General features: G+C 37.8%; 14 protein-coding genes. 10 read left to right on the top strand and 4 right to left on the bottom strand.

Going from position 1 to position 13,659, the window contains the following annotated elements; genetic code table 11:
• Positions 1-9 precede the first annotated feature (9 nt).
• From porW to atpG, 10 genes are all read left to right on the top strand, one after another.
• Entirely contained in the window at positions 10-2,592 is a 2,583-nt protein-coding gene (gene porW / locus H3Z82_RS04120) for a type IX secretion system periplasmic lipoprotein PorW/SprE (RefSeq protein WP_449528466.1), read from the top strand.
• 13 nt (positions 2,593-2,605) lie between these two features.
• Entirely contained in the window at positions 2,606-3,049 is a 444-nt protein-coding gene (locus tag H3Z82_RS04115) for a bactofilin family protein (RefSeq protein ID WP_182202771.1), read from the top strand.
• On the top strand, positions 3,015-3,248 hold the full coding sequence (locus H3Z82_RS04110) for an AtpZ/AtpI family protein (protein ID WP_182202769.1): 234 nt from the start codon (positions 3,015-3,017) through the stop codon (positions 3,246-3,248). Before H3Z82_RS04115 ends, H3Z82_RS04110 begins: the two co-directional genes overlap by 35 nt.
• Positions 3,249-3,316: 68 nt before the next feature.
• Positions 3,317-3,718: a hypothetical protein gene (locus H3Z82_RS04105; protein ID WP_182202766.1), complete on the top strand. Its 402-nt coding sequence runs from the start codon at positions 3,317-3,319 to the stop codon at positions 3,716-3,718.
• 100 nt (positions 3,719-3,818) lie between these two features.
• The gene (atpB, locus tag H3Z82_RS04100; RefSeq protein WP_182202764.1) at positions 3,819-4,904 is read left to right on the top strand and encodes a F0F1 ATP synthase subunit A; all 1,086 of its coding nucleotides are present in this window, start codon (positions 3,819-3,821) and stop codon (positions 4,902-4,904) included.
• Between the two features lie 19 nt (positions 4,905-4,923).
• Positions 4,924-5,133 (top strand): ATP synthase F0 subunit C, encoded by a 210-nt coding sequence (gene atpE, locus H3Z82_RS04095; protein ID WP_182202761.1) that lies wholly within the window; start codon positions 4,924-4,926, stop codon positions 5,131-5,133.
• 120 nt (positions 5,134-5,253) lie between these two features.
• Positions 5,254-5,748 carry a F0F1 ATP synthase subunit B gene (locus tag H3Z82_RS04090; RefSeq protein ID WP_182202759.1) on the top strand — a complete coding sequence of 165 codons (495 nt, stop codon included), beginning with the start codon at positions 5,254-5,256 and terminating at the stop codon, positions 5,746-5,748.
• Between the two features lie 32 nt (positions 5,749-5,780).
• Positions 5,781-6,332 (top strand): ATP synthase F1 subunit delta, encoded by a 552-nt coding sequence (gene atpH, locus H3Z82_RS04085; RefSeq protein ID WP_317172421.1) that lies wholly within the window; start codon positions 5,781-5,783, stop codon positions 6,330-6,332.
• Positions 6,333-6,407: 75 nt separating this feature from the next.
• The gene (atpA, locus tag H3Z82_RS04080) at positions 6,408-7,988 is read left to right on the top strand and encodes a F0F1 ATP synthase subunit alpha (RefSeq protein ID WP_182202757.1); all 1,581 of its coding nucleotides are present in this window, start codon (positions 6,408-6,410) and stop codon (positions 7,986-7,988) included.
• A gap of 153 nt (positions 7,989-8,141) precedes the next feature.
• Complete coding sequence (gene atpG / locus H3Z82_RS04075; protein WP_182202755.1) at positions 8,142-9,002, top strand: ATP synthase F1 subunit gamma; 861 nt, start codon at positions 8,142-8,144, stop codon at positions 9,000-9,002.
• 268 nt (positions 9,003-9,270) lie between these two features.
• On the opposite strand, the gene H3Z82_RS19760 is transcribed toward atpG, so the two are convergent.
• The 4 genes from H3Z82_RS19760 to H3Z82_RS04055 form a co-directional block, all read right to left on the bottom strand.
• Positions 9,271-9,522, bottom strand: coding sequence for a hypothetical protein (locus H3Z82_RS19760; protein WP_317172420.1), 252 nt, complete (start codon positions 9,520-9,522; stop codon positions 9,271-9,273).
• A gap of 400 nt (positions 9,523-9,922) precedes the next feature.
• Positions 9,923-10,585, bottom strand: coding sequence for a CPBP family intramembrane glutamic endopeptidase (locus H3Z82_RS04065; RefSeq protein WP_182202753.1), 663 nt, complete (start codon positions 10,583-10,585; stop codon positions 9,923-9,925).
• A gap of 124 nt (positions 10,586-10,709) precedes the next feature.
• On the bottom strand, positions 10,710-11,546 hold the full coding sequence (locus H3Z82_RS04060; protein ID WP_182202750.1) for a LytR/AlgR family response regulator transcription factor: 837 nt from the start codon (positions 11,544-11,546) through the stop codon (positions 10,710-10,712).
• Between the two features lie 216 nt (positions 11,547-11,762).
• Positions 11,763-13,541 carry an ABC transporter ATP-binding protein gene (locus H3Z82_RS04055; RefSeq protein WP_182202748.1) on the bottom strand — a complete coding sequence of 593 codons (1,779 nt, stop codon included), beginning with the start codon at positions 13,539-13,541 and terminating at the stop codon, positions 11,763-11,765.
• Positions 13,542-13,659: the final 118 nt, after the last annotated feature.

Raw genomic sequence — 13,659 nt, 5'->3', positions numbered from 1 at the left:
AGTTATCTTATGAACCAAATACAACCCACCTTGCATAGTATTTTCAAATCCATCTTATTTCTGTTTTTGGCGTCACTTATGGTAACAAGTTGTTCGCGCAAGAAGGATACCTTCATTAACAGAAACTTTCATGCTATGGGGACAAAATATAACATTCTTTACAACGGAAACATAGCGTTGGAAAATGGAAGGGAAACGGTTGATGACGCCTTTACCGATAACTATTGGGAATTACTCCCTATAGAACGTATGGAAACCACAGATGATTTTATGCTGCCCGGCCAGTCCAAAAACTCTGATTTTGAACGCGCAGAGGAAAAAGCAATCAAGGCCGTTCAGACCCATGGGATGAACATTAAAGGCAGAGAATACAATCCGCAAATTGATGAGGCTCATCTGTTGCTCGGGAAAGCACGTTATTTTGATCAACGATTTATTCCTGCACTGGAAGCCTTTAACTATATTTTATTCAGGTACGCCGCCAGCGACAAAATCAATGAAGCAAAAATTTGGCGTGAAAAAACCAATATGCGTCTTGAAAACAATGAGCTTGCCATCAAAAACATAAAGCGCTTGTTGCGATTGGAGGAATTGAGCGATCAGGATATGGCCGATGCCACCGCTGCTTTAGCACAGGCCTACATTAACATTCATGCAAAAGACAGCGCCTTGACCCAATTGGCAATTGCTGCTGCCCATACCAAGAAAAACAAGGAGAAAGCACGTTACAACTATATCAGAGGTCAGATTTATAATGAGTTTGGTTATAAGGATAGTGCGAATATTGCCTTTGATAAGGTAATTGATTTGCACCGGAAAGTCCCACGAGCCTATTATATTAATGCTCACTTGGCAAAAGCCGCAAACTTTGATCCTGATATCGGCGATGTTTTGGCATTTGAAGAATACCTGACCGAATTGGAGGAAGACCGTGAGAACAGGCCTTTTCTGGATAAAATCTACTACCGCATTGCGGAATTCCATAAACAGGCCAATCGGGATTCATTGGCTGTTGCGTATTATAACAAATCTTTAAGGTCAACTTCAGGCGATAAACATCTACGAGCACTTGACTATGTTACGTTGGGTGATATGAATTTTGACAAATCAGAATATAAAACTGCAGGAGCTTATTATGACAGTACGTTGACCAATATGGTGGTGGACTCCAAGCCTTATAGAACCATCAAGCGAAAAAGAGAAAATTTAGAAGATGTCATCTATTACGAAAATGTTGCTCAAGTAAATGACAGCATCTTACATTTGGTAAATTTACCGGATGCCGACAGGGTTGCTGTTTTTGAAACGTATATCGATAAATTAAAAGCAGAGGCCGAACATTTGAAAGAGCAGGAAGAAATCGCCCAGCGAAAGGCCAATTCTGGTATTGTTAGCGCAGATAATATGGGCAATACTAGGAATTCTGGAAATTTGGCGAATAATGGCGCCCAACCTCCGGGAGGAAAATCGACGTTCTATTTTTATAATTCCAATACCGTAGCCTACGGAAAAAATGAATTTTTAAAAAATTGGGGAGACCGTTCGCTCAAGGATAATTGGCGACTCTCAAGTACGCGCAGTAATGAGCTCACGGTTCAATCCAATGATCTGGTAACGGCTGTTTCTGAAGAGGAGCGTTACGACCCTGAGTTTTACATTTCTAAAATTCCGTCCGATCAAAAAGTGATTGACAGCATCATAAAAGACCGAAATTACGCCTATTATCAATTAGGGGTCATCTACAAAGAAAAATTTCAAGAATACCAACTTGCAAAAGATAAGCTCAAAGCTTTAATGGAAAACAATCCTGAAGAGCGACTGGTATTGCCAACCAAGTATAATCTATACAAATTATACGGACGTTTAAATGAGCCCAATGCTGCCGAACAGATGAAGCAGGATATCATCAACAACAATCCAAACTCGCGTTATGCCGCCATTCTTTTAAATCCGAAATCAGAAATGTCCAAGGACGAGAACAGTCCTGAAAGCATCTATGAGCGAACCTATGCGAGTTATGAAGCACAGAACTTTCAAGAAGTCATCGAGCAGAGCGATAAGTATGTTCTTGAATTTGAAGGCGAACCCATTGTGCCGAAGTTTGAAATTTTAAAAGCCTCGGCAAAAGGGCGTTTGTATGGTTTTGAAGCTTATAAAGAGGGGGTTAATTATATCGCTTTGAATTATCCAAATTCAGAAGAAGGCAGACGCGCTCAAGAAATCGTTGAAAATGTGATTCCAGCTTTATCCGATAGGAATTTTAAACAAGACTCCATTGGCTCTAGATTTAATGTATTATATCGGTTTGAGAACAACAGTGATGAGGATATAGACGCATTTTTAAAGACCTTGAGTGATGAGGTCGTCAAAATCAGGTACTTTGATTTGAGCGTCTCCAAAGATGTTTATGATAATAACACTACCTTTGTGGTGGTGCATGGCTTAAAAAGCATCAATGGTGCGCGAGGATTTGCCGACCTGCTTAGAGAGCGCAAAGCTAATATTACACGACCTTATATTGCCATTTCATCACCTAACTATGAAATTGTGCAAAGACATAAAAACCTCAAAGACTACCTAGAAAACCAATAAACCACCAGTAATTATGTTTACAGAAAAACCAAAAAAAGGAAAAACAACCTCAGAAGCAGTTAATCAACAAAACACCATCGCAAAAGGCACCACCATTACGGGAGATATCATTAGTGATGGCGACTTTAGAATTGAGGGCACCATACAAGGCAACGTTAAAACGCCAGGTAAGGTGGTACTCGGAAAAACCGGAGTTATCAACGGCACACTTAAAGGAGCCAATGCTGATATTGAAGGACAATTCTCAGGAAAGTTGATTCTTACGGATACCCTGTCACTAAGATCCTCAGCTTTAGTTGAGGGCGAAGTGGAAGTCGGCAAATTGGCCGTTGAGCCTGGCGCAGCATTCAATGCAACCTGTATCATGAAAGGCAGTCAAAAGGAGCCTGGTCAAAATAGCAATCAAAAAGCATCAAAGCCTAATGCCAAACCAGCCGAAAAAGAACAATCCGCTTAATAGCTACGCCAAATATTCGAGTATAGCTATACAGATGTTCGCTATTATCGGGATTGGTAGTTTTTTAGGAATCAAGATTGATGCTCATTATGCTAATGAGAATAACCTTTGGACCATTATTTTATCTTTAACCTCAACCGTTGTTGCGGTGTTTTTTGTAATAAGACGTATTATTGCAAATTCAAAAGATGATAAATAACTTCAATCTGCTGGTAAGCATGCGGAACGTTGTTAGACATAATAGTCAATAATTTTTTTCTTTATTTAATGAATCCGACCTTTCTAAAAAGACAAGTTAGTTTTTTACTTTTCATTGCTGTTTTAAGCTTAGTGCTTTACGCCATCCATAGTTATGTGCTGACCTATTTTGGAGCGGAGCTGCATTTGTTTTTTCCCATTTGGCAGATTTATCTGTTTCATTTTATAGTCACAACTTTGTTGTACACGGCGGTAAATTATAAATCTTCAACGGGTAAAACTGATATTTTTGTGCTGTTTATGTCCAGCACTTTTATTAAGATGTTTCTTGCCATTTTGTTTCTTTTACCTCTTATTTTAGCCGATTTTGAGAAGAAACAACCCGATATTTTTAACTTTTTTATACCGTATTTTATCTACTTGGCATTTGAAGTTTATTCCATTACAAAATTGCTTCAAAAACCCTCATGATAACCTTGGGTTTAATATTGACAAAAAAGTGTTTGACATTTAACATAATGTACGTACATTTGCACGGAATTTAGAGCAAGGTATTTTTAAGCTATTTATAATGACATTAAACACTTTAAGAGCCGTATTATTTTTAGTTTTTTCTGTAGCAATCACCAATTTTGGTTTTGCATCACAAGAGGACGAAGATCAAGATGAAGGGTTCAATGCCACTGAAATGATTATGCATCACGTTAAAGATGCCCATGAATTTCATATTGTAGACTGGAATAATGAGCCTATCAGCATAGCGCTACCTATCATTCTTTATACGGATAATGGCTTGGTTACGTTTATGTCAAGCGAGTTTCATCATGACGATTCTGGATCGGTAATTGTTGAGAAAAACGGTGAGCGTTTTGTAAAATACCATGAGAAAATCTACCAATTGGATGCTGGAGTGGATGCTTTGGCCTTTGATGAAGAAGAGGAGCCGACAAATGCTAGCAAGCCTCTAAATTTCTCTATTACAAAAAACGTCTTTATGATGTGGGTGTCAGTACTTGTATTGTTCTTGATATTTATTTCTGCAGCCCGTAAATACAAAAAAGCAAATAATTATGTGCCAAGAGGCATAGCGTCCTTTGTTGAACCTTTAGTGATTTTTATTAGAGATGAGGTTGCTATCCCGATGATTGGTGAAAAGAAATACAGAAGATTCATGCCGTTCTTGTTAAGCGTGTTTTTCTTTATTTGGCTAAATAATATCTTTGGATTGATTCCTATCTTAAACGGTGCCAACGTGAGTGGTAATATTGCATTTACCTTGACATTGGCCTTGTTTACCTTCTTTATTACCATGTTCAGTGGTAACAAAAATTATTGGAAACATATTTTCTGGATGCCAGGTGTTCCTGTTCCGATGAAAATATTCTTAGCACCTATTGAGATTATTGGAATGTTTGTAAAACCATTTTCATTAACCATTCGTTTGTTTGCTAACATTACTGCAGGACATATTATTATCCTATCGTTAATGTCACTAATCTTTACCTTTCAGAGCATCGCTATTGCACCGGTATCGGTAGGGTTTTCATTGTTCATTTTAATCATAGAAATTGTAGTTGTTGCAATTCAAGCATATATATTTACCGTGTTATCTGCCCTATATATAGGTATGGCCACCGCGGAAGAAGACAATCATTAATTAATTTAAATTTTTTATTATGACTATTACAGGAATTGCAGCATTAGGAGCTGGTATGGCAGTTATTGGAGCGGCTATTGGAATTGGTAAAATTGGTGAGTCAGCTATGAACGCTATGGCTCGTCAACCAGAAATCCAAGGGAAACTTCAAACTTCAGCGCTTATTTTAGCGGCTTTCGTAGAGGCAGTAGCACTTTTTGGTGTTGTTGCGGCGATCATCGTAAGCTAAGAAGTAACCATTTACAAGAACACAGAAATAACGGTTGGTTATTTCTGTGTTTCTATTACACTTCGAAGATGCATGGTCGAAGAAAAAAATTTAAATTATAAAAACTAAAACCTATTATAGATGGATTTAATTACACCAGGATTAGGACTTGTTTTTTGGTCAATTATTACCTTTTTCATCCTTCTTGTCATTTTGAGAAAGTTTGCATGGAAACCAATTTTAGGAGCGGTAGACGAACGTGAAAACGGCATCAAAAATGCTCTGGAAGCAGCTGATAAAGCGCGAATGGAGATGGAAAATCTTAAAGCAGATAATGAGCGTATCCTTAACGAAGCCCGTGCGGAACGCGAAGGGATGTTGAAAGAGGCGCGTGAGATCAAAACTAAGATGGTTAGTGATGCCAAAGAAGAAGCCCAAGAACAGGCAACTAAAATGATCACTCAAGCTCAAGAAGCAATTGAGAACGAAAAAAGATCAGCCATGGCTGAACTTAAAAATCACGTGGCAAGCTTATCTATTGATATTGCAGAGAAAGTGGTACGTGAAGAGTTATCCAACAAAGACAAACAATTAGAATTGGTTGAGTCTATGTTAGGAGATGCAAAATTGAATTAAGAGATTAAGTATAATTAAATAAGATCCCTGTCTTGGCAGGGAATACTATGGCACAAACAAGAACAGCACTACGTTACGCAAAAGCAGTTTTAGATCTTGCAAAAGAGCAAAAGTCGGCAGAAATTGTCAATGCTGACATGAGTTCCGTTGCAAATGCTGTAGAAGCCAGTACAGAGTTAAAAAATATGCTTATGAGTGCTGTCATACCTGCTGCAACTAAAAAATCGGCTTTATTGGCCGTTTTTAAAGGATTGCATAATTTAAGTTCAGGTTTGATAGATACTTTAATTACCAATAAACGTATTGATATTTTGGGTGAAGTTGCTCAAAAATATAACGAACTTTATAATGAAAGCCAAGGTAAACAAGTGGCAAAAGTAACTACGGCAGTCGCGTTGACTGACGATCTTAAAGTAAAAGTATTGGCCAAGGTTAAAGAGCTTACCAATAAAGAAGCTGATATTGTAAATATTGTAGATGAATCTATTTTAGGAGGCTTCATTTTACGTATTGGAGATATTCAGTACGATGCAAGTATTGCAAACAAATTAAATAAGTTAAAAAGAGAATTTACATTAAACTAAAAGTTTTATTGATTTGGTACACTGAGCGCAGTCGAAGTGGTATAAGAAGATCAATGAAAATAATATCTAATAAAAATGGCAGAAGTAAAACCAGCTGAAATTTCAGCAATCTTAAAGCAACAATTGTCAGGATTTGAAGCAAGTGCTTCATTGGACGAAGTAGGAACAGTATTGACTGTTGGAGATGGTATTGCCCGTGTTTACGGCTTGGCAAACGTTCAATATGGTGAATTGGTTGAATTTGCAGATGGTCTTGAAGGCATCGTACTGAATCTTGAAGAAGATAACGTTGGTGTTGTTTTATTAGGACCAGCTACAGGTATCAGCGAAGGCTCTACCGTAAAACGTACAGATAGAATTGCTTCTCTTAAAGTTGGTGAAGAAATTGTTGGACGTGTTGTGGATACTTTAGGAACTCCAATTGATGGAAAAGGTCCTATCGGTGGATCGCTTTATGAAATGCCATTAGAACGTAAAGCGCCTGGTGTTATTTATCGTGAACCGGTAACTGAGCCATTACAGACAGGTATTAAATCTATAGATGCCATGATTCCTGTAGGTAGGGGTCAGCGTGAGTTGGTTATTGGTGACCGTCAAACTGGTAAAACAGCAGTTTGTATTGACACCATTATCAATCAAAAAGAATTTTATGATGCAGGTGAACCTGTATATTGTATATATGTAGCGGTTGGACAAAAAGCGTCAACGGTTGCTTTGATTGCAAAAACCTTGGAAGAAAAAGGTGCTATGGCATATACAACAATTGTTGCCGCCAATGCATCCGATCCTGCTGCCATGCAAGTGTATGCGCCATTTGCTGGTGCTGCTATTGGTGAGTACTTTAGAGATACTGGCCGTCCTGCGTTGATTGTTTTTGATGACTTATCAAAGCAAGCAGTAGCATACCGTGAGATTTCATTATTGTTACGTCGTCCACCGGGACGTGAGGCGTATCCTGGTGACGTTTTCTACCTTCACTCAAGGTTGTTGGAGCGTTCAGCTAAGATTATCGATAACGATGATATCGCCAAAGAAATGAACGATTTGCCTGATGTATTGAAACCAATGGTAAAAGGTGGTGGTTCATTAACAGCATTACCAATTATTGAAACGCAAGCAGGTGACGTATCGGCTTATATTCCTACCAACGTAATTTCTATTACTGACGGACAGATTTTCTTGGATGGTGATTTATTTAACTCTGGAGTTCGTCCAGCAATTAACGTAGGTATTTCGGTATCTCGTGTTGGTGGTAACGCACAGATTAAATCCATGAAAAAAGTATCTGGAACCTTAAAATTAGACCAAGCGCAATTCCGCGAACTGGAAGCCTTTGCTAAGTTTGGTTCTGATCTTGATGCCGTGACTTTAAACGTTATTGAAAAAGGAAGACGTAACGTTGAGATATTGAAACAAGCTCAAAACGATCCATTTAAAGTTGAAGATCAGATTGCTATCATTTATGCAGGATCTAAAAACTTATTGAGAGATGTACCTGTTGAAAAAGTAAGAGAATTTGAACGTGATTATTTAGAGTTCTTAAGAGCAACACATAGTGATACGCTTGCCGACTTAAAAGCTGGAAAACTTACGGATGAGATTACTGATACTCTTGTTGCTGTGGCTAAGGAGGTATCTGCGAAATATAGAAAATAGTATTAACTACGAAGTACAAAATATTAAGTACTATGTATTAACTACTAAGATTGTGGAGAGGAATCTTCAAAATCTAATTTATAAGGTCAACTATTAGAAAGTATTTTTTTGTTAGTCTTATTGCTAACACCTTAATACTTAATACTAACAAAAATGGCAAACTTAAAAGAAATACGTAACAGAATATCATCGGTGTCTTCAACGATGCAGATTACCAGTGCCATGAAAATGGTATCTGCTGCAAAGCTGAAAAAGGCGCAGGATGCGATTACTGCTATGCGTCCGTATTCTGATAAATTAACGGAATTATTACAAACCTTAAGCGCAACTTTAGATGCCGATTCGGGAAGTGAATTTGCGGAACAGCGTGAAATCAAAAATGTGACTTTGGTATCCATTACCTCCAACAGAGGTTTAGCTGGTGCATTCAACTCTAATATTATCAAAGAAACCAATCGTTTGATAAGAGAAGAGTATGCAGGGAAGGAAGTTTCTGTTTTTGCAATAGGTAAAAAAGCTGCGGATGCTTTTAAGAAAGGCGATCGGGTTATTGCCAATAAAAGCGATATTTATGACGATTTGACTTTTGACAATGTTGCAGAAATAGCCGATTTACTGATGGATCATTTCTTGACTAATAAAACAGATATGATTGTTTTAGTTTACAATAAGTTCAAAAATGCGGCGACTCAAGAAGTCATGAACGAACAATTTTTGCCAATTGTTCCGATGGAAGGCGCTGAAGAAGTTGATACCGAGTATATCTTTGAGCCTTCAAAATCAGAAATTGTTAAGGAATTAATTCCTAAATCATTAAAGACACAGCTTTATAAGGCTCTTAGAGACTCTTTCGCTTCAGAACACGGCGCTCGTATGACTGCGATGCATAAAGCCACAGATAACGCCACAGAATTGAGAGATCAATTAAAGTTAACTTATAACAAAGCACGTCAAGCTGCCATTACAAACGAAATCCTTGAGATTGTTGGTGGAGCTGAAGCGCTTAATAATTAAAACACGGATTCCTGCGCAAGCAGAAACCTCGTAATTTAAAAGCCTTACTTTCCGAAAGTGAGGTTTTTTTTTATGCCTAAAACTCTCCATGTAACATTTTATTGATTTTGAATCTAAAGGTAAAATCAATTAAAATGTATATCATGAAAACAATCAAAATTTATGTATTAGCGCTTATTGGCCTCATCAGTTTCTCCCTCGCTGGTGCGCGATTGCATCGCGTTCCAGTCCTCCTCACTTTCCCCAAAGTTAAATTCAAAAAGTAATTTCAACCATAATAACGAAAAACAACAATATCATCCAATAATCCTTTTTCGTCAGCATAATCTGTGGCACTGCTATAAGCATAATCTTGTGCTTTATAAACCAAACCGGCCACCATTGGATTCTGGTGTATATAATTTATTTTTTCCCAAATAACTGCATTGCTCCATAACTCAATAGGCCTATTGTCGTGTCTCCAAAATTGATACCCTTTCACATTGGATACTTTTGACGCAGCTTTTTTAAATTGCGCCAAAAGAAATTCCTTGGACTCTCTATGGGATTTTGCTGAATGGCTTTCACTATTGCTTTGCTGGTAAAACGTTTAAAATCTCCTAAAAGTAGTGCGGGATGCTGACCTTTTATACTTCTAAAAACCAAGTGCATATGATTGGTCATAATGCACTAAGCAATTATCTCCATCCCTTTCTCCTTCTGGCAAAATGTGAGACTTTGCAATAAAATATCTATATATTCAATGCGGGTAAAAACATCGAGCCATTCCACACCTGCGAAGCTTACAAAATATAAACCTTCAGGATTGTGAAATTTATAGTTACGGCTCATATGTTAAAGATAGGTATTTGGGCAATCGGAGTCAAGTAATTACCGTGCCACGCGATGCAATCGCGCGGGAGCGGGGAGTCGTGCTATTATTACGCCAAACCGAAGTAAATAAAAATTAAAGCAATGGTGTCAAAAAATCCGTGCACAGCAATAACAAACCACAAATCGTAATTACGCAAGTAAAATATTAGGGCTAAGAGCGCTCCCACAATGCCTGTAACAAGCTGCCCAGTAATTCCTTGATAACTGTGCATATAACCAAAAAAGCAAGCCAGTAGAACAATATTAAGCACAATACTGACTTTGCCTTCTCCAAAGACCTTTACAAATTGGCGCATAAAATAACCGCGAAAGATAATTTCTTCTCCAAATCCAGCAGTAGCCCATACTAACAACAATGCAATTAAACAGGCTGGAAGATTACCTATCAATTGATCAAAACTTGAATAATCAATAGGAGCGCCTGTAAGTCGTGTAATTCCAGGAACCAATACAAAGATATATAACACGAAGAGTCCTAATGCAACTAACGGAGCAAATACAATGATGTTTTTGAATGTGAACTTTTCAGGTTGAAATCCAAGTGCTGAAAATGGTTTCTCTTTGTATTCTATATAAGTCGCTATAATGATTAATATAGATATAATGATATTTTCAATATAACCAATCCGGATGGGTCCAAACCATAAAAAGCAGATGATTGCAATGGTAATTAAAGGAATTAATGTTTGTGGTAAGCTGATGCTCTTCATTATATTTTGATTTAAATGTTAATCGAAAAAATGAAGAAAATCGCTCATAATCCTTTGAAAATCTTATGATTTTACTGAATGGTCGTAAATTAATAACTGAATGGTCAGTAGTTATTGGTATCTTTTATTCAAACCAATTCATAAATGCATTTCGCTTGTAACGACTGACAGTGATTTCAGCAATCGCATCGGTGTCAATGGAAGCTTTCAACCGAATGCGCAACTTGCCATTTTCAACCTTTTCAATTTGGTCTACAGCATTTTTGTGAATGATGATTTGCCGATTGGCTCTAAAAAACAATTGATCGTTTATTTTTTCTTCGAGCGCATTCAATGTAAAATCGGTGGTAATTGTTCTGCCGTCGTTTTGAACAGCATACACAATTCTGTTTTCGCTATAAAAGCACGCAATATTTTCATAGCTAAGCTTCGTCATTTTCGCGCCGCTTTCAATTGTAATTTCAGCATCTTTTAGAGATAGCTTATATAAATTGTATAGGTCCCGTGCATACAATAAAGCTATGAGAACAACACTCAATAATAGAGTGATTAACAACCCAATTAATAAACTATAAAAATCTGTTTGTGCACCTGCAACGCTATTTAAAACAATATTTAAAGGAATATACAGGATTGTAATATATCCCAGGGTAGAAATCATAAACCATGTGATAGTGACCACTTCTACCTTCTTAGAAAAATACTTTTTCGAGTAAAATTTAAAATTAAGATCCGCTATAATACTAATGAGAATACTTAAAACAATAGTCGAAAGAAAACCTTCTATGGGGAACCTATAAGATTCACTACCTGGAAAACTATCGCGCGTTGCTAAATGATTGATCACTAAAGAGAAAATAGTCAATATAAGTGCTTTCTGAAACCAATCCCATGCAGAATTACTGACAATTGTAGACCTTATGGTTTTTTCGGTATGATTAGTAGGTGGAGTTATACTCATGAATTAGAGGCTCATTTTTTATCCGATTCAAAAGTAAGAATATTTTTCTCCATCTCGCAGGTGCGCGATTGCATCGCGTACCTTTACCGCAGCCAAGACCATACTTCAATATTCGGTGTTCAGCCTTCTACTTTCGATATTCAAAAGCTTCAGGGGTTATCTTCGGGTTTAGTTCGGGTGCCACATAACTCAAAAAAACTTCCCAGTTGGAATCTCTTAAATCTTCGCCTGATAAGTATACAATTCGTAATACCTGCCTTCTTTGGCAATCAATTGGTCATGGGTGCCGCGTTCAACAATATGTCCTGCTTCAATGACCAGAATTTGATCGGCTTTTCTAATTGTACTTAAACGGTGGGCAATCACAATAGTCGTTCGGTCTTTAATCAATTCAGCCAAACTTTTTTGAATTAAGGCTTCACTTTGGGTGTCTAAGCTTGACGTGGCTTCGTCTAAAATAATGATTTTGGGGTTGGCTAATATAGCCCGAGCAATCGCTAAGCGTTGGCGTTGCCCGCCAGAAAGTTTGACGCCTCGTTCACCAATTAAAGTATCTAAACCTTCATCAAAACGGTCGGTGAATTCGTTGACATAGGCTGCATTTACCGCATTTAGTAATTCTGATTCCGTGGCATTTGGTCTCGGAAACATGATGTTTTCGCGAATCGTGCCTTCAAATAAAAATTCATCTTGCAAGACCACGCCTAAATATTGACGGTAGCTGCTTAATTTGACTTGCGATAAATCATGATGGTCAATAGTGACCTTTCCTATTTTCGGGGTTAAAAATGTAGCCGAAAGTCCAGCAATAGTTGATTTTCCAGAACCTGAACTGCCTACCAAAGCAGTTACCGAACCCGCTGGCGCTTTAAAATTAATATTGTGCAAAATTTGCTTGCCTTCTTCATAAGAAAACGACACATCCGTAAATTCAATAGCGCCTTTTAAAGTATCTAAGGCAATGGTTCTGTCCTGGTTGTCTTCTTCAGCCGTCATATTCATGAGTTCCTCAGTTCTATCCAAACCTGCTAAGGCCTCGGTCAATTGACTCCCGATATTGCTCATTTGAACTATTGGAGCAATCATAAATCCAAGGATGAGGGTGAAGAACAAAAAGTCCCCTGTGGTCATTTCGCCAATCATCATATAATAACCGCCCATCCCCATAATGCCCGTAGTCGCTACGCCAATTAAAAACGTTGAAGAACTCGTCATTAAGGCCGTTGCCGTCAAGCTCTTTTTAACATTTTGGTATAAGCGCTCAACCCCTTTTTCGAAAACACTATTTTCTTGTTCCTCGGCATTAAAGGCTTTAATCACCCGAACTCCTGCAAGAGTTTCTGTTAATCGACCAGTGACTTCAGCATTTATTTTACCACGAGCCCTAAACACTGGACGTATATATTTAAAAGCTTTTAAGGCAACCAGACCAAATATGGACAGTGGCAATAAGACAAAAAGTGTCATCCAGGCATTCAGTTTAATCAAAATTATCAAGGACACAATCGCCGTAAACGAACCGCCTACCAATTGCACCAAGCCAGTACCTATCAGATTTCTAACGCCTTCAACATCTGTCATTATTCGTGAGACCAAGGCACCCGATTTAGTATTGTCAAAAAAGCTGATCGGTAATGACAGAACTTTTTTCTGTACTTGAGATCTCAATTCACTGATTAAATATTGGGCTTGTACGCTTAAAATTCTGGTTAACAAAAATGAGGTGGTCGCCTGAATTGTAATGGCGCTTATGACTATGACGATTAGGGTATAGAGTTGGGACATATCCTTATTTGGGACAACTTCATCAAGCAATACTTTACTCTGCCAAGGCAAAACCAAACCCGACAAACTTCTAAGAACAATCAAGATCAAACCTATAAAAACTAAGTTTCGTCGCGGCCAAATGATTGTTTTGAAGGCCTGAATCATGGTGACCTTAGGCTGTGATTTATCTTTTTTAGTGTTGGTAGTTGTGTCTTTATAATGCTGCATAGCCATCTGTAAATATGATAGGGGCAAAAATACGCATTATAGCAGGGTTAATTGAATACACTTAATTAAAAGTAGAATCAGACCTAACAGGTTTTAGAAACCTGTTAGGTCTTTCATC

The organism is Gelidibacter maritimus, from assembly GCF_014062315.1.
In the GTDB taxonomy this organism is placed as follows: domain Bacteria; phylum Bacteroidota; class Bacteroidia; order Flavobacteriales; family Flavobacteriaceae; genus Gelidibacter; species Gelidibacter maritimus.
Note: the sequence above shows the minus strand (reverse complement) of the source record. Positions and strands in the feature narration are given on the sequence as shown.